At 63.8% G+C, this 19800-nt stretch carries 22 protein-coding genes and 1 pseudogene; 15 read left to right on the top strand and 8 right to left on the bottom strand.

Translation table 11 applies throughout. The features are described from left to right. Window positions 1-196: 196 nt before the first annotated feature. The 5 genes from ABIG06_RS05315 to napE are packed head-to-tail and all read right to left on the bottom strand — an operon-like array spanning window position 197 to window position 4370. Window positions 197-850, bottom strand: coding sequence for a NapC/NirT family cytochrome c (locus tag ABIG06_RS05315; protein WP_370134801.1), 654 nt, complete (start codon window positions 848-850; stop codon window positions 197-199). Beyond that, window positions 847-1317: a nitrate reductase cytochrome c-type subunit gene (locus ABIG06_RS05310; protein ID WP_370134798.1), complete on the bottom strand. Its 471-nt coding sequence runs from the start codon at window positions 1315-1317 to the stop codon at window positions 847-849. The genes ABIG06_RS05315 and ABIG06_RS05310 overlap by 4 nt, the downstream gene beginning before the upstream one ends. Next, window positions 1314-3827, bottom strand: coding sequence for a nitrate reductase catalytic subunit NapA (gene napA, locus ABIG06_RS05305; protein ID WP_370134796.1), 2514 nt, complete (start codon window positions 3825-3827; stop codon window positions 1314-1316). The genes ABIG06_RS05310 and napA overlap by 4 nt, the downstream gene beginning before the upstream one ends. A 16-nt stretch (window positions 3828-3843) precedes the next feature. After that, a complete protein-coding gene (locus ABIG06_RS05300; protein WP_370134794.1) occupies window positions 3844-4158 on the bottom strand; it encodes a chaperone NapD in 315 nt (104 codons plus the stop codon). A 26-nt stretch (window positions 4159-4184) separates the two neighbouring features. Beyond that, entirely contained in the window at window positions 4185-4370 is a 186-nt protein-coding gene (gene napE, locus ABIG06_RS05295) for a periplasmic nitrate reductase, NapE protein (RefSeq protein ID WP_370134791.1), read from the bottom strand. A gap of 255 nt (window positions 4371-4625) precedes the next feature. On the opposite strand from napE, the gene ABIG06_RS05290 reads away from it, so the two are divergent. Beyond that, a complete protein-coding gene (locus tag ABIG06_RS05290; protein WP_370134790.1) occupies window positions 4626-5828 on the top strand; it encodes an LLM class flavin-dependent oxidoreductase in 1203 nt (400 codons plus the stop codon). 10 nt (window positions 5829-5838) lie between these two features. On the opposite strand, the gene ABIG06_RS05285 is transcribed toward ABIG06_RS05290, so the two are convergent. Both ABIG06_RS05285 and ABIG06_RS05280 read right to left on the bottom strand, forming a co-directional pair. Then, on the bottom strand, window positions 5839-6318 hold the full coding sequence (locus tag ABIG06_RS05285; RefSeq protein ID WP_370134787.1) for a DUF2269 family protein: 480 nt from the start codon (window positions 6316-6318) through the stop codon (window positions 5839-5841). Next, a complete protein-coding gene (locus ABIG06_RS05280; RefSeq protein ID WP_370140796.1) occupies window positions 6318-7589 on the bottom strand; it encodes an SDR family oxidoreductase in 1272 nt (423 codons plus the stop codon). Before ABIG06_RS05280 ends, ABIG06_RS05285 begins: the two co-directional genes overlap by 1 nt. 108 nt (window positions 7590-7697) lie before the next feature. On the opposite strand from ABIG06_RS05280, the pseudogene ABIG06_RS05275 reads away from it, so the two are divergent. Both ABIG06_RS05275 and ABIG06_RS05270 read left to right on the top strand, forming a co-directional pair. Then, window positions 7698-7835: pseudogene (locus tag ABIG06_RS05275) on the top strand (LuxR family transcriptional regulator); the annotation flags it as partial. Between the two features lie 228 nt (window positions 7836-8063). Beyond that, window positions 8064-8558 (top strand): RlpA-like double-psi beta-barrel domain-containing protein, encoded by a 495-nt coding sequence (locus tag ABIG06_RS05270; RefSeq protein WP_199752168.1) that lies wholly within the window; start codon window positions 8064-8066, stop codon window positions 8556-8558. 150 nt (window positions 8559-8708) lie between these two features. Here ABIG06_RS05270 and ABIG06_RS05265 read toward each other — a convergent pair whose 3' ends face one another. After that, window positions 8709-9644, bottom strand: coding sequence for a DUF4105 domain-containing protein (locus tag ABIG06_RS05265; protein ID WP_370134783.1), 936 nt, complete (start codon window positions 9642-9644; stop codon window positions 8709-8711). Here ABIG06_RS05265 and ABIG06_RS05260 point away from each other — a divergent pair. The 12 genes from ABIG06_RS05260 to ABIG06_RS05205 all read left to right on the top strand — a co-directional run bounded on the left by ABIG06_RS05260 (window position 9634) and on the right by ABIG06_RS05205 (window position 19713). After that, window positions 9634-9915 (top strand): hypothetical protein, encoded by a 282-nt coding sequence (locus tag ABIG06_RS05260; RefSeq protein WP_370134781.1) that lies wholly within the window; start codon window positions 9634-9636, stop codon window positions 9913-9915. The two genes, ABIG06_RS05265 and ABIG06_RS05260, sit on opposite strands and share 11 nt — an antisense overlap. 185 nt (window positions 9916-10100) lie before the next feature. Next, window positions 10101-10304 (top strand): hypothetical protein, encoded by a 204-nt coding sequence (locus ABIG06_RS05255; protein ID WP_370134778.1) that lies wholly within the window; start codon window positions 10101-10103, stop codon window positions 10302-10304. A gap of 171 nt (window positions 10305-10475) precedes the next feature. Next, on the top strand, window positions 10476-11837 hold the full coding sequence (locus ABIG06_RS05250) for a metal-dependent hydrolase family protein (RefSeq protein WP_370140794.1): 1362 nt from the start codon (window positions 10476-10478) through the stop codon (window positions 11835-11837). Window positions 11838-12189: 352 nt separating this feature from the next. Beyond that, window positions 12190-12594: a VOC family protein gene (locus ABIG06_RS05245; RefSeq protein ID WP_424578084.1), complete on the top strand. Its 405-nt coding sequence runs from the start codon at window positions 12190-12192 to the stop codon at window positions 12592-12594. A gap of 119 nt (window positions 12595-12713) precedes the next feature. Next, entirely contained in the window at window positions 12714-13571 is an 858-nt protein-coding gene (locus tag ABIG06_RS05240; RefSeq protein ID WP_370140793.1) for a L,D-transpeptidase, read from the top strand. A 90-nt stretch (window positions 13572-13661) separates the two neighbouring features. Further along, a complete protein-coding gene (locus ABIG06_RS05235; RefSeq protein ID WP_370134774.1) occupies window positions 13662-14828 on the top strand; it encodes a cytochrome P450 in 1167 nt (388 codons plus the stop codon). Between the two features lie 360 nt (window positions 14829-15188). Continuing rightward, complete coding sequence (locus ABIG06_RS05230) at window positions 15189-16139, top strand: sulfonate ABC transporter substrate-binding protein (protein WP_370134772.1); 951 nt, start codon at window positions 15189-15191, stop codon at window positions 16137-16139. Then, the gene (locus ABIG06_RS05225; RefSeq protein WP_158626787.1) at window positions 16118-16264 is read left to right on the top strand and encodes a hypothetical protein; all 147 of its coding nucleotides are present in this window, start codon (window positions 16118-16120) and stop codon (window positions 16262-16264) included. The genes ABIG06_RS05230 and ABIG06_RS05225 overlap by 22 nt, the downstream gene beginning before the upstream one ends. A gap of 10 nt (window positions 16265-16274) precedes the next feature. Further along, window positions 16275-17438 carry an FMNH2-dependent alkanesulfonate monooxygenase gene (gene ssuD, locus ABIG06_RS05220; protein WP_370134770.1) on the top strand — a complete coding sequence of 388 codons (1164 nt, stop codon included), beginning with the start codon at window positions 16275-16277 and terminating at the stop codon, window positions 17436-17438. Then, complete coding sequence (ssuC, locus tag ABIG06_RS05215) at window positions 17435-18241, top strand: aliphatic sulfonate ABC transporter permease SsuC (RefSeq protein WP_370134768.1); 807 nt, start codon at window positions 17435-17437, stop codon at window positions 18239-18241. Before ssuD ends, ssuC begins: the two co-directional genes overlap by 4 nt. A gap of 20 nt (window positions 18242-18261) precedes the next feature. Continuing rightward, window positions 18262-19098 (top strand): ATP-binding cassette domain-containing protein, encoded by an 837-nt coding sequence (locus ABIG06_RS05210; RefSeq protein ID WP_370134765.1) that lies wholly within the window; start codon window positions 18262-18264, stop codon window positions 19096-19098. 33 nt (window positions 19099-19131) lie between these two features. Then, on the top strand, window positions 19132-19713 hold the full coding sequence (locus tag ABIG06_RS05205; RefSeq protein WP_370134762.1) for a flavin reductase family protein: 582 nt from the start codon (window positions 19132-19134) through the stop codon (window positions 19711-19713). Window positions 19714-19800: the final 87 nt, after the last annotated feature.

Here is a 19800-nt window from a genome sequence, read left to right as displayed (position 1 = left end):
TTCAAGCGCGGTGGCCCCGCCATTGCCAATGGTGCACCCGCATGTGAGCCTTGCAAGATGTCGTCATGCCCAAGCTTGTCCCGGGCATCCACGTTCTTGTGCCGCGTGGTTAGGCGTGGATGGCCGGGACATAGGCGAGCGGAAGCGACGCCGTCCTTCGGACGGCTATGCCCGGCCATGACGGTGAGAGCTGAGGCTACTGCCAGCCGGGAACGCCGCGCATGTCCGGCAACTGGTGGGCGATGCCCTTGTGGCAGTCGATGCAGGTCTTTTCCTTGGTGAACAGGAAGCGCTGGTGCGCGACCGAGGCCCGCGGCGACTGCTTGGTGATGTCCATGGAATCGGCGCTGTGGCAGTTGCGGCATTCCAGCGAATCGTTCGCCTTGAAGCGTGCCCATTCGTGCGCCGCCAGCTCGAGCCGGTGATCCTGGAATTTCTCCCTCGTGTCGATCGTGCCGAAGATCTTGCCCCAGACCTCCTTGGAGGCCTGCATCTTGCGCGCGATCTTGTCGGTCCAGTTGTGCGGCACGTGGCAGTCGGGGCAGGTCGCGCGCACGCCGGAGCGGTTGGTGAAGTGGATGGTCGACTTCAGCTCGGCGTAGACATTGTCCTTCATCTCATGACAGCCGGTGCAGAACTTCTCGGTGTTGGTTATCTCCAGCGCGGTGTTGAAGCCGCCCCAGAAGATCACGCCGGCGACGAACCCGGCGAGCACCAGGGTGCCGAGGGCGAACACCGAGCTCGGCCGGGTCAGCACCTGCCAGAGCTCGAGCAGGAAGGCCCAGCTCCGCGCGATGAAGCCGCGCTTGGCCTTCAGCTCTGCGTTGGGCTCATCAGCGGTCGTCGTCATCTGCGGCCACCCGGGCTTGCGCGCGACAGCAGCGTGTCGATGTCGGTGAAATCGTTGCTGACCGGCGGATTGGCGGTGTTCTGCGGCACGTGGCATTCCGTGCAGAAGAAGCGTCGCGGTGAGACCGAGCCCAGGAACTGGCCGTCGCGGTCCATGAAATGCGTGATCGACACCATCGGCGCCTGCGACTCCGCCGTGCGCGCCCGCGCATGGCAGGACAAGCATTTGTTGCCGTTGAGATCGACCTGGTAGCCGTCGATCGTGTGCGGGATGACAGGCGGCTGCTCCGGATAGTTGCGCACCTCCTTCTCGGAGGTGTTGCGGTTCGGCAGCATCGGCGGCGCCGGGCCCTCGTCATTGAGCGGGGTCGGGCCGCGAAGGCCTGACGTCACCGTCTGCGCCGTCAGTGAGCTCGTGCCCGCTGCGATCGCGAAGGCGAGCAGGGCGATTGCGGATCGTTTCATCATGACATGTTCACCCGCTCGATGCGCACGGCGCATTTCTTGAAATCGGTCTGCAGCGAGATCGGATCGGTGGCGTCCAGCGTCACCTTGTTGATCAGCTTGGATTCGTCGAACCACGGCACGAACACGAGGCCGCGCGGCGGCCGGTCTCGGCCGCGGGTCTCGACGCGGGCGCGGATGAAGCCGCGACGGGAGACCACCTTCACCTCGTCGCCACGGCGCAGCTTCATGTCCTGCGCATCGTCCGGATGCATGAAGCAGACCGCCTCGGGGAACGCCTTGTAGAGCTCGGGCACGCGGCGCGTCATGGTGCCGGAATGCCAGTGCTCCAGCACGCGGCCGGTCGAGAGCCAGTAGGGATATTCGTTGTCGGGCGACTCTGCCGGCGGTTCGTAAGGCAGCGCGAAGATGCGTGCCTTGCCGTCGGGATGGCCGTAGAACTGCACATCGGTGCCTTGCTTGACGTAGGGATCGCTGCCCTCGCGGAAGCGCCACTTCGTCTCCTGGCCGTTGACCACCGGCCAGCGCAGGCCGCGCTCCCTGTGATAGGTGTCGAACGGCGCGAGGTCGTGGCCATGGCCGCGGCCGAACTGGGCATATTCCTCGAACAGGCCCTTGTGCACGTAGAAGCCGAACGCCTTGGATTCGTCGTTGGCATAGCCCGGCTCGATGTCGGTGACAGGGAATTTGTCGACCTGGCCGTTCCTGTAGAGCACGTCGAACAGCGTCTTGCCGCGAACGTCGGGCTTCTTGGCGATCAGCTCCTCGGGCCAGACCTCCTCGACCTTGAAGCGCTTCGAAAACTCCATGAGCTGCCAGAGGTCGGATTTCGACTCGCCCGGCGCCGAGACGAGCTGATGCCAGAACTGGGTGCGCCGCTCGGCATTGCCATAGGCGCCTTCTTTCTCCACCCACATCGCGGTGGGCAGGATCAGATCGGCCGCGAGCGCGGTCACCGAGGGGTAGGCGTCCGAAACCACGATGAAGTTCTCGGGGTTGCGGAAGCCCGGATAGGTTTCTTCGTTGATGTTGGGGCCGGCCTGGAGGTTGTTGTTGACCTGCACCCAATAGGCGTTGATCAGCCCGTCCTTCAGCATCCGGCTTTGCAGCACGGCATGTGCGCCCGGTTTGTCGGGAATGGTGCCCTCGGGCAGCCGCCAGATGTGCTCGGCGTGATCGCGGTGCGCCTTGTTGGTGACGACCATGTCGGCCGGCAGGCGGTGCGAGAAGGTGCCGACCTCGCGCGCGGTGCCGCAGGCCGAAGGCTGGCCGGTCAGCGAGAAGGGACTGTTGCCGGGCGCGGAGATCTTCCCGGTCAGAAGATGGATGTTGTAGACGAGGTTGTTGCACCAGACGCCGCGGGTGTGCTGGTTGAAGCCCATGGTCCAGAACGAGACCACTTTTGTTTTTGGATCGGCATAGAGCTCGGCGAGCGCCTCGAGACGGTTGAGCGGCACGCCCGACATCTGGGCGGCTTTCTCCAGCGTGTACTCGGACACGAACGTGGCGAATTCGTCATAGCTCATGTCGATGGCGTCGTTGGGTTTCGCTGCGCCGGTCGCCTTCTTCTGCAGCGGATGCTCGGGCCGCAGTCCATAGCCGATGTCGGTCTGGCCGCGCTTGAACACGGTATGCGCGGCGACGAAATCCTTGTTGACACGGCCGGTCTTGATGATGTGGTTGGCAATGGCGTTGAGGATGTAGAGATCGGTCTGCGGCTTGAACACCATGCCGATGTCGGCGAGGTCGAACGAGCGGTGCTCGAAGGTCGAGAGCACGGCGACGCGAACATGCGGCGCGGAGAGCCGGCGGTCGGCCAGGCGCGTCCACAGGATCGGGTGCATCTCCGCCATGTTGGAGCCCCACAGCACGAAGGCGTCGGTGGCCTCGATGTCATCGTAGCAGCCGGGGGGCTCGTCGATGCCGAAGGTGCGCATCATGCCGGCGACGGCCGAGGCCATGCAGTGGCGCGCATTGGGATCGATGTTGTTGGTGCGGAAGCCGGCCTTGAACAGCTTCGAGGCGGCATAGCCTTCCCAGATCGTCCACTGGCCTGAGCCGAACATGGCGACGCCGTTCGGCCCGCGCTTCTTGATCGCCTCCTTCCACTTCAACTCCATGATGTCGAAGGCTTCGGTCCAGGAGACGGGGGTGAACTCGCCGTTCTTGTCGTACTTGCCACCCGTCTTGCGCAGCATCGGCTGGGTCAGGCGGTCGTGGCCGTACATGATCTTGGAGAGGAAGTAGCCCTTGACGCAGTTCAGGCCGCGATTGACCTCGGCCTTGATGTCGCCATGGGTGGCAACGACGCGGTTGTCCTTGGTCGCGACCATCACCGAGCAGCCGGTGCCGCAGAAGCGGCAGGCGGCCTTGTCCCATTTCATTTCGCTGTTGTTGCGCTCGCTGACCAGATTGGCGGCCAGCGCCGGGGCGGGCAGGCCGGCGGCAGCGGCGGCGATGGCGGCCGCCTCGAGCTTGAGCATCTGGCGGCGGTCGAGCTTGGGCGATGTCATGATGGCTCTTCCTGACTCAGGCGGTTTCGATGGCGTGGAAGACGAGCGCTGCGGAATAGACATCCCGAAGCGCCTGGATGGTGTTGAGCAGGGTGCCGAGGCTGCCGGCATCGGGCGCTTCGGTCACCACGACGAGCTTGCCGCGCGGATCGCGGCCGTGGATCTCACAGCCCGGCAGCGCGGTGATCTCGGCTTCGACCTCGGCGAGTCGTTCGGGGCGCGCCTGCACCAGGATGCTGGCGATCTCGGCGCCTGGCGGCGCGATGACGCGGTCGACGCCGAGCACCCGGCCGGTGATCAAGGCGCGGCGGTTCAGTGTGGCGTGAGCCATGATGCCTGTCTTTCGCTGGTTGCGGATCAATGCGGGGAGGGCGGCGGGCCGGGAGGGCCGGCAAACATCTGGTAGATCCAGACGCCAAGGCCGTAAGTACCGACCGTTCCGACCGCGAGCACGGGCATCACGACCGCGGTCAGGAACAGGAAGGCGAAAATCTCCATGCGCTTACGGCGCACGCGCGTCGTCGCGTCGTCAGGGGCCGACATATTCGGTCTCTTGAAATGCTGTGGGGAATCGAGACGGCATCCGGGCCGTCGCCTTGCTGCACTTTAGATACGTTCAACCTGACAGCGCGTTGATTTGGATCAATGGCTGGATCTGATCGAATGTCGCGGCGCGGCGCCCAGCGTTTGGTGTGAGCGCCGGAACGTTCATCCCGCGTCATGGAATTGCTGCTACGTAGACAGCGCCGCCTCACGCATTAAGATGCGATTAACAACAATAAGCGGGAGAGCGACGCCATGAAGTTCGGCATCTTCTATGAGCTGCAATTGCCACGCCCCTGGGTGGCTGGCGATGAGCTCAGGCTCTATCAGAACGCGCTCTCTCAGATGGAGCTCGCCGACAAGCTCGGCTACGACCATGCCTGGGTGGTCGAGCATCACTTCCTCGAAGAGTATTCGCATTCGCCTTCGCCGGAATCCTTCCTCGCCGCGGCCAGCCAGCGCACGCAGAAGATCAGGCTCGGCCACGGCATCCTCCAGCTCACCACCAACCATCCGGCGCGCGTCGCCGAGCGCGTCGCGGTGCTCGATCTGCTCTCCAACGGCCGCTGCGAATTCGGCATGGGCGAGAGCGCGTCCATCACCGAGCTGGAGCCGTTCGGCCGCGACATGGAAAACAAGAAGGAGGTGTTCGAGGAGGCCGTCGCTGCGATCTTCCCGATGTTCAGGGACGCCGGCAGCGAGCATCACGGCAAGTATTTCGATATTCCCTTGCGCAACGTCGTGCCGAAGCCGGTGCAGAAGCCGCATCCGCCGCTGTGGATGGCCTGCTCGCAGCTGCCGACCATCGAGCGCGCCGGCCGTCACGGCTTCGGCGCGCTCGGCTTCCAGTTCGTCAGCGCCGATGCCGCGCACGCCTGGGTGCACGCCTATTACAACGCAATGACCAAGCGTCTGCACAAGCTGGCCGACTACGAGATCAACCCGAACATGGCGCTGGTCTCGTTCTTCATGTGCGCGAAGACGGACGAGGAGGCGCGTGCGCGCGCCGATGGCGCCACCTTCTTCCAGTTCGCGCTGCGCTTCTACGGCGCCGCGCAGAACCGCCAGCGGCCCGCGCCCTACACCGTCAACATGTGGGACGAATACAACAAGTGGAAGCGCGACAATCCGGAAGCCCAGGAGGCAAGCTTGCGCGGCGGCCTGATCGGCTCGCCCGAAACGATCCGGAGGAAGCTGAAGCGCTTCCAGTCCTCGCACATCGACCAGGTCATCCTGCTCAACCAGGCCGGCAAGAACAGCCACGAGCATATCTGCGAGTCGCTCGAGCTGTTCGGCCGCGAGGTGATGCCGGAGTTCCAGGACGATCCGGCGCAGGCAGCCTGGAAGCAAGGCGTGATGAGCGGCGAGATCAAGCTGGAGGAGATCGACACCGAGGCCTTCACCGACCGCTACCGCAAGGTCGCGATCAATGTGGCGCCGGTGAAGGCGGTGGGATAGACGCGCGAACCTAGTCCCAATATGGAATGGCTGGGCGGGCGATCATCAGCCAGAAGATGACCAGCACGACTGCGAACGCCGGAAATCCGAAGGCAAACCACCAGCGGAAGAGACGGTAATACCTGCCAGGCAGCTTGGTGTTGGTCGCGACCGCTAGGACGGCAAGATCGCGCATCTGCATCTGCATCCACACCACCGGCAGCCAGAAGGCGCCGGTCACCACATAGAGCGCGATCGACGCCGCAACCCACCCGTCGCCGAGGGAGTACCCGCTCGACCAGGCGAGCCATGTGCCGGTGATCGGCTGCAGGATCACGGCACTCGCCGTGAACAGGAAGTCGGCCAGCACCACCGTCCGCGCGACCCCCGCGATCTCGCGCGGGTCGCCGCGCAGATGCGCAACGAGCATGAAGAAGGCGATGCCCGCACCGGTGCCGAGCAGGACCGCAGCGCCGATGATGTGCGCCATCTTCACGAGGAAGTAGAGCATCAGCGATCCTCCCGGATCGCCATCGCGACCAGGTTGAGCATGATCACCGGCCAGATCTTCAGCATCGGCCCCAGCGGATCGGCCCACAGCCGCGGCACCAGCGCCGTGCCGATCACGGCATAGGTCAGTGAGATGATCAATGCGGCCCACAGCCCGTAGCGGCTCAGAGGACGGTAAAGGATGGCGCAGCCGATGGCGAGGTCGGCGAGCGCGCCTGCGGTGACGGTGAGCGCCGCGACGTTTTCTTGCAGCCCGCCTTCCCGCAGCAAAGACATGCCGATATCCCAGCCCGCGCTCAGCGAGATGATGCCCGTGGCGATCCAGAACGCGCCGAAGACGACGAAGATCAGCGGCTTGAGCGCATAGAGCCGCGCGAACCAGCGCTCCTGCACCGAGGCGGGCTCACGTGCGAGCGCGGCCTCGAGATCGCGTGGCGCAACGCCTGTCACTTGACGCCAGGGCCCGGGGTCGCCGGTCGCGCCGCGGCGCATTTCCGCCTGTGCGGTCGCATTGATGGGCGTTCGCCACCCCAGCATCTGTGCAACGTCGCCCGCGCGGTACGCGGCCGAAGCCAGCCAGGAGGGTAGGTGCAGGCGGCAGGCTGGCCGCCAGCGCAGCCAGGCGCGAAACAGCGCGACCGCGTCGCTGAAGGCGATCCGCCTCGGGCCGGCGAGATCGAGTGCGACCCGGGAGGGAGCGCCGGGTTGCAGGAAGAACAGCACGGTTTCGACGACGTCGTCGAGATGCACCGGTTGAATGGCGGCGGTGCCGGGCATCACCGGCAGGACCGGCAGCGCGGCCAGCCCCCGCAACAGCGCACTGCCGCCGTAGGCCGGCCGGCCCACCACGACCGAAGGACGCAGCACGACCCAATCGAGCTCCCGTGCCATCAAGGCGGCTTCGCCCTCCCGCTTGGTGCGGGAAAAATCGCTGAGCGCATCGACATTGCTGCCGATCGCCGAGAACAGGATGACGCGGCGGACGCCCGCGCTTTCGCAGGCAGCATAAAGCGCCGCGCTGCCGGCGACATGAACGCCTTGCATATCCTGTCCCTGCAGCGCGCCCGCCGCATTGATGACGGCATCGACGCCTGCAAGAACGCCCTTCCATTCTGAAATGTCGGTGCGAGCGAGATCGAGGGTGATGTGGTGCCGGTCGGACGCCGTCGGTGGATGTCGCGACACCAATACGCATTCATGTCTTTCGGCGGACAGTCTGGCGTAGATGGCCGATCCGATAAGCCCTGTGCCCCCGACGAGAAGAATGCGCATAGACTGCTTCTTCGATCTGCGGCCAGGATGGCGCAAACCGCTGATCAAGCTCCAAAGATGTGGAGAATAAAGCGGGTGTGATGCGATCGTTCCTCGCGGCTCCGACGTCCAAACGTCGTGATCGACTCGCTGCGTCGGCAGGTCGGGTCGGCCATTGCATGGTATTTGCGCTGAGCCGGGCGGGCGCCGCAACCTGTCTGCTCGATGCCGGCAAATATCCCGATCGGCGGCGCTCTCGGTGCGGCCCGCTGATCAGTTGGATCGGGGCCGTTAAGTCATGTTGCTGACGCAATCTCTGTCTTAGTCGGTGACAACTTAAAACACTGCGTGGGAACCTCCCCGGTTCGCACAACGGTTCCATAGCCAAGGGGTTGGCTCGAATCCGCAAAACATCAGCGCAAGCTTCATGGACGCTTTCGCGTTCGCTTGCCCTGTTTGCGGTTCCGGGAACCGGATCGAAAAATCACAGGAGTTATGATGCTGTTCCGCTCGAGCGCCGCACTTTGCGGCGCCCTGGTTGCGCTTGCCGTTTCTGTTGCCGTTGCGCGAAGTGAAACGCGTGGAGTTCACTCAAGTGCCGTCGTCGATGCCGCCTCCGGGGATGCGGTCGTTGGCGCTGCATCCATGTACAATCCGTTCAAGCCGGGCAAGGAGGAGGGCGGTCCGAAGACGGCCTCCGGCGAGCGTTATGATCCCTCTGTCTGGTCGGCTGCCATCAAGACGAGCCTGCGCCGGAAATTCGGCGGGGTCCAATTCGGTGCGAGGCCGAAATATGCCCTGGTCGAGGCCGTCGGCAAGAAGGTCATCGTCAAGATCAATGACGTCGGACCGCTCAGGCCCGGCCGCATCATCGACTTCAACGAGCGCACGATGCGCCATTTCGATCCGAGCCTCGAGCTCGGAGTCATCGATGACGTGCGAGTTAGCCCGCTTTCAGGAGACTATTGGACCACGGGGCCGGTGGGCTGACCATCGCTCGCGATTGAATTAAACCTGCGTTGGCGACTTCCGTTGCTGGACCCGAAGCAGACCTGCCAAGCGCTTGTCGTCGGAAATCGTCTGTGACCCGAAGCAGGACGTGAAGGGATGAATTGGTTGCCTTGCATCTGCCCTATCTGCTCACTGCGGTTCGGGTCGCATCATTGTCGGCAAGGCCAAGCGAATCCGCTGTGAGAAATCGGCTGCGCCATCGGCCGCCTGTGCGGCTTCGTTGATCAAGGACGCCCGCCTCAGTTGATCAAACGGCAGCGTCGTCTCTATCCGGCCGGAGTGATAGAGATAGCTGTCGATCAGTCCGTTAAACAGGTGTCGAATGTCGAAGCGCCCCCGCCGGCCCGCCGCATTTGCATAGCGCACGATGTTGATCGTGCAGCTGTTGGTCAACAGATGGTAGAACTCCGGCTGATCGGCGAGTTCGTTGATGCGCGTCAAATAGATCATCAGCAGCCGGCGCGCGTCGTCAGCCGATGTATTGAGGCGATACAGGTACACCGGCTCGTGGCGATGGTTGGTGCGTACGCCCACAACGTCACGCTCTTCACCCACGATGTAGATCAGCTCGAACTGCTTGAACAAGGAGGCGACGGGCGCGAAGCCTTCGCCAACCTCGGGACGCGTCTCGATCGAGATGGCCAGTGGTGGCGCATTGTCGAAGACAAAACTCACGAACGTGTGTCCGACCGGCCCCTCGGTGAAGTAGGAAATGTAGAAATCGAGGGCCATCAAGTGCGACAACGACACTTCGCGCTCCTCGTACCGCACCGTGAAGTCGCTTCGACTCCGGTAGTCGAAGTTACGGACACCGGTCAGGTGCACGCGGTCGCCGTCGATGACCGCCCGCGGCATCACCGCGACTTCCGGTCGCCAATGGCGGTCGTGCGATGGAGGGATCGAGATCCACCATGCGACGACACCGAGAAACATGACGAGGACGAGAACGGACATGCGCCGTTGGCGCGAACGCCAGAGCGCCCAGCTTGCAAAGCCCGCAAACGCTCCGGCCGCAACCGTGCGCAGCCCGTCCCAAGGCAAGTTCGAATAATAGATGGCCAGCACCGCCCATGTGACGAGCATGATCCGAATGAGAAAGCCAATCGGCTTTCTCGGCCAGCTGACCAATATTGATACGAATTTACGGACTGAAATCACCTGGCTGCTCCTGCCGCAAGCTTTGGCGATGCCTTTCGACAGCTCCGTTGTGTCAGTTCACCTGTCGTTTCATTGCGAATGTTTACACGCTACAGTAGCTCTTCGCGAGCTGGAAGCGATGGCCTCGTTCTTTACCGCGCGTTGGAAGGCTGCGCGACCTTCGCAGCCACTCGGATGATGATGCTGCTGTCCGGCGCATTCGGAATTCCTCGTTGTCCTCAGTGGAGTCCCGATGACAGGCTAGGTGCTTGGATTTGTGCTCGGCATCGACCTGATCTCCCACGGCATAGCCTGGCCGACCTATGCATGGCGGCCGGCGGCGAGGACGGCATAGCGGAACGAGTCGTATAACGGAGTGCGCTAATGGCGATCGCAGTTGAAAGACCAATCCTCCTGATCAAGAAGCTCGCGGGTATGCTTCTCCTGCTCTTCGGTTTGCTGATGACGGCGATCGGCTTGAGCAGCGAGTCCAGCGGATTCACCGCGATCGGTGTTGCCTTCCTTGTTGCTGGTGCGATCTTCCTGGTTCTCAAGATCATGAGGCGCAACCAGGGCGATCCGCTCTGACCGAGGTCGCGAGATCGGTCTGTCGCTGCGAGAGCCATGCACAGCATCGCCATCGCGAAGGTCTGGCCGCTTCGACCGAACGCAGCCGATACGCAACGAAAGGGGCCGGGCGCGGTGATGTCAGGAACTCTCCTGAATGAATTGTACAGCGCGCTGCGGATTCGACCGTCGATGAGCGGAACATGCCGCTCGCTGTCGATCGCGGTGGTGCTCTCGACCTGGATCGGTGGAGCAAGCCTGGCGCAGCAAGCGCTTCAGGCAGGTGGCGCGGTCACGCTCTTTCAGAACGTCCGCATCTTCGACGGCAAGAGCGCCACGCTGTCCGCCTCCTCCAACGTCCTGGTGCGCGGCAACAAGATAGAATCAATCTCGCTACAGCCGATAGCCGTGGACAGCCGGGCGGACATTCGCATTGTCGAAGGCGGCGGGCGCACACTGATGCCCGGCCTCATCGACAACCATTGGCATGCGATGTTGATCCGAGTCACGCCGGCACAGTCGTTCGGCGACGTCGGCTACGTCAATCTTGTCGCTGGCGACGAGGCCACGCACACTCTCATGCGCGGCTTTACCAGCGTTCGAGATGTGGGCGGGCCGGTGTTCGGGCTCAAAAGCGCCATCGACGAAGGTATCATCAAGGGCCCGCGCATTTATCCGTCCGGCGCGGTCATTACGGTCACGAGCGGGCATGGGGACTTCCGCCAGCTTACCGACCTGCCGCGGACGATCGGCGGCATGCTCACCCGCATGGAACAGACCGGTGGGGCAATGATTGCGGACAGCCCCGACGAGGTCCGCGTCCGTGTCCGCGAGCAGCTCATGCAAGGCGCTTCCCAGGTCAAGTTGACGGCTGGCGGCGGAGTGTCGTCGCCTTTCAGCCCGATCGACGTGACCACGTTCACCGAACCCGAAATACGCGCCGCCGTTGAAGCGGCCGAGAATTGGGGCACGTATGTCGCTGCGCATGCCTTTACGTCTGCTGCGATTCGGGGAGCCATTGCGGCCGGGGTGAAGTGTATCGAACACGGCTTCCTGATGGACGACGCAACAGCGCAACTGATGGCGGAGAAGGGTGTTTGGCTGAGCATACAGCCTCTCCCCGAGGATCTGAGGCTGGGCTTTCCCGTAGGCTCCATCCAGCGAGCCAAGGCGGATGAGGTCTGGCCCGGGATATCCAGATCCTACGAGTTGGCGAGGAAGTACAAGATCAAGACGGCGTGGGGCACCGACGTCCTGTTCTCTGCAGCGCTGGCGCGCCAACAGGGGGCCATCCTGGCCTCGCTCGCTCGCTGGTACACGCCCGCCGAGGCGCTGACCATGGCGACATCGACGAACGCCGAACTGCTGGCACTGTCGGGCAAGCGGAATCCCTATCCCGGCAAACTCGGCGTCGTGGAACAGGGCGCACTCGCGGATCTGCTGCTCGTCGACGGAAATCCGCTGGACAATATCGGCCTTCTTGCCGACCCCGCCAACAATCTCAAGATCATCATGAAGGATGGAATTATCTACAAGGATGCGCTTGCCCGTTAGCCAGCAACGTCATCGCCCTGTTCGATGGACAAGGCCGCGCGCGATCCCAAGGCGAAGCACCAATCCGTGCCGGGCAAATTCCGCTTGTGTCCCTGGGAGACTTTTCATATCGGGACAAGCGGGTGATGTCGCCTCTTTGCCCGTGCCTGACCTTGGCCCAAAGCGCCGCAAGGTCCGCTTCCTGTAGCTGACCCGAACAGGCGATGCGAGCGGACAAAGACGGCCTTTGGGACCCATTACGGTCCTTGTTGTGAGCAAAAGTGGAAACTTCTATCGAACCAAGTGGTGTCTTCGATCTCTACTACCAATGTGTATGGAGACGACCGCGCCTGAACTTGGGAGGAGAGAGGGCATGCTAATAAACGCCAAGGTGGCAACCAGGCTTCCTGCTCGGGACCTGAATCGGGCGCGGGCGTTCTATTCGGAAAAACTTGGGCTTGATCCGGTCGAACAGCGTGAGGGCGGGCTCCGCTACGTCTGTGCCGGCGGTGAGTTTGCGATCTTCGTCTCGGCTGGAATGCAATCCGGCACGCACACGCAGATGGGCTGGGAAGTCGAGGACATCGAGACGACCGTGCGCGAGCTTCGTGCCCGGGGAGTTGAGTTCGAGGAGTATGACCTGCCAGGTCTGAAGACGGTTGATGGGATCGCGGAGATTAACGGGAATTATCCCAGCAAGGGGATCGGTGAGAGAGGCGCTTGGTTCCGCGACAGTGAAGGCAACGTGCTGGGAATCGGGCAGCCAATCCGATCATAAGGTACGCTCCGCCGTTCGGCGTTAACCACAGCTAGCGGTTCCGGTCTGAGCGAAATCGCTTGGAAGTTTCTTAAATTTTGCTGGGTACCTCTCTTGGGCATGGTGACCTGGGGAGAGACGTGAGCAAGCGAACCAAACGTGGAAAGGCGGAGACGCTCGCACTCCCAGTGGTCGCGAGAGTTGCAATTGGCGCCGTGGCCGTCGCCGCATTGGGTTACGGTTTGCTGTCTCGCCCGGCGAGCGTGCAACCGGTGCGGAAGCCGTCCGCGCACCAGGCCATGGCATCGTCAACTCCGGTCTACGTGGCAACTCCAGTTCATGCATCGGCGCCCGCTCCCGCTCCCATTCCGGCCCCAGCGCCCCTGGTCGAACCGCCAAAGGCCGACGCTGATGCTCCCGGAGCATTGGTCCGCCAGGTGGTTGACTACACGAGCCGCCAGGCGCCGGGTACCGTCATCATCGATACCGGAAACACTTTCCTCTATTTCGTCCTGAACGACAGGCAGGCGATGCGCTATGGCATCGGTGTTGGCCGCGAAGGTTTCACATGGTCCGGTGAGCAGACCGTGGCCCGCAAGGCCGAATGGCCGGATTGGCATCCGCCTGCGGAGATGGTCTCGCGTCAGCCCTATCTGCCGCGGTTCATGGCGGGCGGCCCCGGCAACCCGCTCGGCGCCCGGGCGATGTACCTGGGCGAGACCGAATATCGAATTCACGGCACCAACAATCCCGCGACGATCGGGAAGAAGGTGTCGTCTGGCTGCATCCGGCTGACCAACGAGGACGTCACGGATCTCTACGAGCGGGTGAAGGTCGGAGCGAAAGTGATCGTGCTTCCGGCAACCGCTGCCCGTCGTCCGGGAACGCCGCCCGACGCCGCCTTCCGATTGCCGGATCCGGCATCGCCGTCGAAGCGGCCCTTGGCGGCCAACGCGCAGATGATGTCACCTGGACCGAAGATCGCCGAGGCCCGGTAATTCCAATTCAGCCCGTCCCTGTCGTTGGGGACAGACGCCGGCGTCGGACTTCGCTAGTCTCCTGGAAACGAGAATCCGGGAGAGACCGCCTTGAGCACCGCGCCGCGCATCGACATCGACCCTGATACATTCTGGACCGACCCCTATCCGATGCTCGCGAAGATGCGGAAGGAGACGCCGATCGCGTTCGTGCCGCAGCTCGGCTCGACACTGCTGACGAGCCGGGACGACATCTCGATCTCAGAGAAGCAGATCGACGTGTTCTCCTCGCATCAGCCCGCCGGCCTGATGAACCGGCTGATGGGCCACAACATGATGCGCAAGGACGGCGAGGCGCACCAGGTCGAGCGCCGCGCGATGTTTCCGACGGTGTCGCCGAAGACCGTGAAGGCGCACTGGACCGCGCAATTCCAGGCCCATGCCGACCGTATTCTCGATTCGATCGAGCCGGGCCGGATCGATTTCATGCGTGACTTCGCGCTGCCCTTCTCCGGCGAATGCCTGAAGTCGATCACGGGCCTCACCAATATCGGCTTTCGCGACATGGATGCGTGGTCGCAAGGCATGATCGAGGGCATCGCCAATTATGCCGGCGACCCCGAGGTCGAGGCGCGCTGCCACGCGGCGACCTCGGGCATCGACGCCGCGATCGACGACATCCTGCCGGTGATGCGCAAGAACCCCGACCAGAGCATTCTCGGCATCCTGCTCGCCTCGGGCATGCCGATGGAGAGCGTGCGCGCCAACGTCAAGCTCGCGATATCAGGCGGCCAGAACGAGCCGCGCAAGGCGATCGCCGGCACGGTGTGGGCGCTGCTGACCCATCCCGAGCAGCTCGATCTGGTCCTGCGCGGTGAAGTGTCCTGGCTCCAGGCGTTCGAGGAATACGCCCGCTGGATCTCGCCGATCGGCATGTCGCCGCGGCGGATCGCAAGGCCGTGGAGCATCCGCGACGTCTCGTTCGAGACCGACGAGCGCGTGTTCCTGATGTTCGGCTCCGCCAACCGCGACGAGAAGCACTTCGAGCGCGCCGATGCGTTCGACGTGAGACGAGATACGACCAAGAGCGTCGCCTTCGGCGCCGGCCCGCACTTCTGCGCCGGCGCCTTCGCCTCGCGCGCCATGATTGCCGATGTCGCCCTGCCGACCGTGTTCGCCCGTGCGCCGCGGATCGAAATCGCTGACGACGAGCCGGTCCGGATCGGCGGCTGGGCGTTCCGCGGGCTGCTCAATCTGCCGGTGAAGTGGCAGCACTAGGCAACGAGGGGGGCCCGCCTGTCCTCCTGGCGCAGGATGACATTCTGCTACTGTGTTGCCCGACGGGTCAAGTTTGTTTCGCTAAAAGCGAAATGCGTTTCGAAACAAGACCTTGGCTACTGTGCATGGGGTTGTTTTCGCATTTCTTTGGTTCTTGGCCCCCGTGCGTTGCGATTGTCACATTCGCGTGCGGAAAAAATTCGCGCTGCATTCGTTCCGCGGATTGAAAGATTAATCATGCGCAGCACCTCGCGCACAGTGCGCGCATCGCTATTTTTCCGCACGTCTCGACACCTCCGATCAGCCGCACCATCATTCCCGAACGCAGATGAATGACGGCCGCGCGGCCGGGAGTGTGGAATGCAGCGTCGGGACTTTCTGAAACTGTCGATTGGAACAGCGGCCGCCGCTGCCTTCGCCTCGCCCGCAATCGCGCAAGGCGCGGTGAAGGAGATTCGTATCGGTTACCAGAAGAACGGCGTGCTGGTCATCACGCGCCAGCAGGCCGCTCTGGAAAAACATTTCACCCCGCAGGGCATCGAGGTGAAATGGGTCGAATTCTCCTCTGGTCCGCCGATGATGGAGGCGATGAATGTCGGCAGCGTCGATTACGGCGCGGTCGGCGATTCCCCGCCGGTGTTCGCCCAGGCCGCCGGGGCTTCCATCGTCTATGCCGCCGGCCAGCCGATCACCAACGGCCAGGGCATCCTGGTGCCGAGGGATTCGCCGATCCGCACCATCGCCGAATTGAAAGGCAGGCGCGTCGGCTTCACCAAGGGCTCCAGCGCCCACAACATCGTGGTGCAGACGCTGGAGCAGGCGGGCCTCACCTATGCCGACATCACGCCGGTCTACCTGACGCCGCCGGACGCCGGCCCGGCCTTTGCCAATGGCGGTATCGAGGCCTGGGCAATCTGGGATCCTTACTTCGCGATCGGCGAGACCAGGCAGAGCGGCCGCATCCTGATCAATGCGCGCGAGGTCACCAAGACCAATTCGTTCTACATCGCCAATCGCGACTTTGCGAAGAACCATGGCGCGATCCTGCAACAGATCGTCGAGGTCACCACCGCGACCGCCAAATGGGCCGAGCAGCACCGCGACGAGGTCGCGAAATCGCTCGCTGCAGTGACCGGCATTCCTCTCGACATCCAGACCATCGCGGCGAACCGCTCGTCGTTCGTGGTCGGCCCCGTCACCGACGACATCATCGCGACCCAGCAGGGCGTCGCCGATCGCTTCCACAGGCTCGGCCTGATTCCGAAGCCGATCGTGATTCGCGACATCGTGTGGCGCAACCCGGCAGCCTGATCGTGCCGACCGGCCTTCCCATCAAAAAGGGTTTGAAGATGAGACGCATCGTTCAACGTCTGATCGCGGCCATCGCGCTGTCGATCGGCATCGTCGCCGCGGCGGTCGGCACGACCTACGGTTAGGGGAACATCCATGAGCCAATCCAAAAGCAACATCCTCTGGTTCCTGCCGACCCATGGTGACGGCCGCTATCTCGGCACCGGCATCGGCGGACGCGAGGTCGACTTCAACTATCTGCGCCAGATCGCGCAGGCCGCCGACCAGCTCGGCTATTTCGGCGTGCTGATCCCGACCGGCCGGTCCTGCGAGGATTCCTGGATCGTCGCCTCGAGCGTGGCGCCGTTCACCGAGCGGCTGCGCTATCTCGTGGCGGTACGTCCCGGCCTGCAATCGCCGAGCGTGGCGGCGCGCATGACGGCGACGCTCGATCGCATCTCGAACGGCCGGCTGCTCGTCAACGTCGTCACCGGCGGCGATCCGGTCGAGAACAAGGGCGACGGAGTCTTCCTCGGCCATGACGAGCGCTACGAGGTCACCCGCGAGTTCCTGGGCGTCTACAGCGACCTGCTTGCCGGCAAGACCGTCAATGTCGAAGGCAAGCACATCCGCATCGAGGGCGGCAGGCTGCTGTTTCCTCCGGTGCAGTCGCCGCGGCCGCCGCTCTATTTCGGCGGATCGTCCGATGCCGGCATCGACGTCGCGGTCGACACCGTCGACAAATATCTCACCTGGGGCGAGCCGCCGGCGCAGGTCGCCGAGAAGATCGCGAAGGTGAGGGAGGTTGCCGCCGCGCGGGGCAGAAGACTCTCCTTCGGCATCCGTCTGCACGTGATCGTCCGCGAGACCAACGAGCAGGCTTGGCGCGCCGCGAACGAGCTGATCAGGCATGTCAACGACGACACCATCGCGCTGGCGCAGAAGAACTTCGCCCGTATGGATTCCGTTGGCCAGCAGCGTATGGCGCAGCTCCATGGCGGCAGGCGCGACAAGCTCGAGATCGCGCCGAATCTGTGGGCCGGCGTCGGGCTCGTGCGCGGCGGGGCCGGCACCGCGCTGGTCGGCGACGCCCAGACCGTCGCGGCGCGCATCAGGGAGTATCAGGATCTCGGCACCGATACCTTCATCATGTCGGGCTATCCGCATCTGGAGGAAGCCTATCGCTTCGCCGAGCTGGTGTTCCCGCTACTTTCGCTGGAGCGGCCGAGCAACGTGACGAAGCTCCATTTCAACGGCGGTCCGTTCGGCGAGACGGTCGGCAGCGATCTCCGTCCGCAGCACAGGGTGTCGCAGTCATGAGCCTGATCGACAGCATTTCGCTTCCGCGCAGCCTGCGCCTGCCGCGCCTCGACGGCCTGATCCAGTGGATCGTGCCGCTCGCCATCATCGCGATCTGGCAGGTCGCGAGCGTGACCGGCTTCGTGCCGACCCGCGTGCTGCCGGCGCCGAGCGACGTCGTGCTGGCCGGCTGGAAGCTGCTGCTCTCCGGCGAGCTCGTCCACAACATCTGGGTCTCGTTCTGGCGCGCCTCGATCGGCTTCCTGATCGGCGGCGGCATCGGCTTCGCGTTCGGCCTCGCCAACGGCCTGTCGCAGCTCTCGGCCAAGCTCACCGACACCACGCTGCAGATGGTGCGCAACGTGCCGCATCTGGCGCTGATCCCGCTGGTCATCCTCTGGTTCGGCATCGACGAGAGCGCAAAGCTGTTCCTGGTGGCGCTGGGCGTGTTCTTTCCGATCTATCTCAATACGCTGCACGGCATCCGCACCGTCGATCCGCAGCTGATCGAGATGGGCCGCATCTACGGCATGACCGACGGCGAATTGTTCCGACGCGTCATCTTCCCTGGCGCGCTGCCCTCGATCTTCGTCGGCATCCGCTTCGCGCTCGGAATCATGTGGCTGACCCTGATCGTCGCCGAGACCATCGCGGCGTCCTCAGGGCTTGGCTACATGGCGATGCAGGCGCGTGAGTTCATGCTGATCGACGTCGTCGTGCTCTCGATCCTGATCTACGCTCTGCTCGGCAAGCTCGCCGACAGCGCCTCCCGCGCGCTGGAGCGCCTGACGCTCTCCTGGCACCCCGCCTTCCAGAAACGTTGAGCCAAAATACTGGGAATCACATGCAGACAGCGCTTCGTACGTCCCTTCCCGAGACCGAGCTCGCCAGCCGCGCCGATTTCGTCCCTCATGCTCGTGTCGTGCATGGGGAGCGTCCGGTTCACACCGGCGGCCGGCCGCTCAGCATCCGGGGCCTGCGCAAATCCTTCGGCGACAACGAGGTGCTGCGCGGCATCGACCTGCACATCCCCGCCGGCCAGTTCGTCGCGATTGTCGGAAAAAGCGGCTGCGGCAAGAGCACGCTGCTGCGTCTGATCGCCGGCCTGGACGGGATCGACGCCGGCAGCATCAGCTTCGGCGGTGACGTCCAGCCCGAAGACATCCGCGTGATGTTCCAGGAGCCGCGGCTCTTACCCTGGGCCCGCGTGCTCGCCAATGTCGAGGTCGGCCTCGGCCGCGATCGTACTTCCAGCGATGCGCATGCGCGTGCCGAGAAAGCCTTGAGCGAGGTCGGTCTCGCCGACAAGCGCGACCAATGGCCCTCGGTGCTGTCGGGCGGCCAGAAGCAGCGCGTCGCGCTCGGCCGCGCGCTGGTCTCGCGCCCGCGCGTGCTCGCCTTCGACGAGCCGCTCGGCGCACTGGACGCTTTGACCCGCATCTCGATGCAGCGCCTGCTGGAGCGGGTCTGGCGCGACCAGGGCTTTACCGCGATCCTGGTGACCCACGACGTCGCCGAGGCCGTCGCGCTGGCGGACCGGGTGCTGGTGATCGAGGAGGGCCGGATCGCCCATGACGTCACGGTCAACGCGCTCCGGCCGCGCCAGCGTGGCTCGGCAGAGCTTGCAAGCCTTGAAGGCTCGATCCTAAGCCACCTTTTGTCGGCGGACGATCGTACCTAAATGAGAGGGAACCCCGCTTCGGGGAGCAATGCCATGAATGTAGTGCCCCGCGATCTCATGACCGAAATCCCCGTCTCGTCCGCCGATTTCCGCGGCGCCATGCGCCACCTCACCGGCGGTGTCAGCGTCATCACCGCCGGGCGGGGCAAGGATATTACGGGCATGACGGTGACCTCGGTCTCCTCGCTATCGGTCGAGCCGCCGACGCTGCTGGTCAGCATCAACCGCGATGCGTCGTCCTTTCCGCTGATCAGGCGCCACGGCGCCTTCGGCGTGAACATTCTCAATGCCGACCAGCTCGATATTGCCGAGCGCTTTTCCGGCAAGGGCGGGCTGAAGGGTGCCGATCGTTTCAAAGGCGCCGAATGGGTGACGGCGGTCTCCGGCGTTCCGCTCCTGGTTGGCGCGCTCTCGGCCTTCGATTGTGAGGTCGAGGAGATCGTCGAACGCCACTCGCACGGCATCGTCATCGGCCGTATCAGGAATATCAGGAACTCGGCCCGCACCGCCGCGCTGGCCTATTGGCACGGCCAGTATGTGGCGGTCGATCAGGACGAAGACGCGGTCAGGCTCGCGGATGTCAGCCTTCCCGCGCGCGGCCGGCGCGGCATTTGATCGCCGCGCGTGGCGGCGCCGAAGGCTGGCCTTTTCCCCAGCATCGCTCTAGAAGCGCCCTGAGCCTTCCCGCCGGGACGGCAGAGG

The organism is Bradyrhizobium sp. USDA 326 (assembly GCF_049739485.1).
In the GTDB taxonomy this organism is placed as follows: domain Bacteria; phylum Pseudomonadota; class Alphaproteobacteria; order Rhizobiales; family Xanthobacteraceae; genus Bradyrhizobium.
Note: the sequence above shows the minus strand (reverse complement) of the source record. Positions and strands in the feature narration are given on the sequence as shown.

Excerpts from the sequence above, each read along its gene's own strand:
- ABIG06_RS05315 (WP_370134801.1), bottom strand. The coding sequence starts at position 850 with ATGACGACGACCGCTGATGAGCCCAACGCAGAGCTGAAGGCCAAGCGC.
- ABIG06_RS05310 (WP_370134798.1), bottom strand. The coding sequence starts at position 1,317 with ATGATGAAACGATCCGCAATCGCCCTGCTCGCCTTCGCGATCGCAGCG.
- napA (WP_370134796.1), bottom strand. The coding sequence starts at position 3,827 with ATGACATCGCCCAAGCTCGACCGCCGCCAGATGCTCAAGCTCGAGGCG.
- ABIG06_RS05300 (WP_370134794.1), bottom strand. The coding sequence starts at position 4,158 with ATGGCTCACGCCACACTGAACCGCCGCGCCTTGATCACCGGCCGGGTG.
- napE (WP_370134791.1), bottom strand. The coding sequence starts at position 4,370 with ATGTCGGCCCCTGACGACGCGACGACGCGCGTGCGCCGTAAGCGCATG.
- ABIG06_RS05290 (WP_370134790.1), top strand. The coding sequence starts at position 4,626 with ATGAAGTTCGGCATCTTCTATGAGCTGCAATTGCCACGCCCCTGGGTG.
- ABIG06_RS05285 (WP_370134787.1), bottom strand. The coding sequence starts at position 6,318 with ATGCTCTACTTCCTCGTGAAGATGGCGCACATCATCGGCGCTGCGGTC.
- ABIG06_RS05280 (WP_370140796.1), bottom strand. The coding sequence starts at position 7,589 with ATGCGCATTCTTCTCGTCGGGGGCACAGGGCTTATCGGATCGGCCATC.
- ABIG06_RS05270 (WP_199752168.1), top strand. The coding sequence starts at position 8,064 with ATGATGCTGTTCCGCTCGAGCGCCGCACTTTGCGGCGCCCTGGTTGCG.
- ABIG06_RS05260 (WP_370134781.1), top strand. The coding sequence starts at position 9,634 with ATGGCCAGCACCGCCCATGTGACGAGCATGATCCGAATGAGAAAGCCA.
- ABIG06_RS05255 (WP_370134778.1), top strand. The coding sequence starts at position 10,101 with ATGGCGATCGCAGTTGAAAGACCAATCCTCCTGATCAAGAAGCTCGCG.
- ABIG06_RS05250 (WP_370140794.1), top strand. The coding sequence starts at position 10,476 with ATGAGCGGAACATGCCGCTCGCTGTCGATCGCGGTGGTGCTCTCGACC.
- ABIG06_RS05245 (WP_424578084.1), top strand. The coding sequence starts at position 12,190 with ATGCTAATAAACGCCAAGGTGGCAACCAGGCTTCCTGCTCGGGACCTG.
- ABIG06_RS05230 (WP_370134772.1), top strand. The coding sequence starts at position 15,189 with ATGCAGCGTCGGGACTTTCTGAAACTGTCGATTGGAACAGCGGCCGCC.
- ssuD (WP_370134770.1), top strand. The coding sequence starts at position 16,275 with ATGAGCCAATCCAAAAGCAACATCCTCTGGTTCCTGCCGACCCATGGT.
- ssuC (WP_370134768.1), top strand. The coding sequence starts at position 17,435 with ATGAGCCTGATCGACAGCATTTCGCTTCCGCGCAGCCTGCGCCTGCCG.
- ABIG06_RS05210 (WP_370134765.1), top strand. The coding sequence starts at position 18,262 with ATGCAGACAGCGCTTCGTACGTCCCTTCCCGAGACCGAGCTCGCCAGC.
- ABIG06_RS05205 (WP_370134762.1), top strand. The coding sequence starts at position 19,132 with ATGAATGTAGTGCCCCGCGATCTCATGACCGAAATCCCCGTCTCGTCC.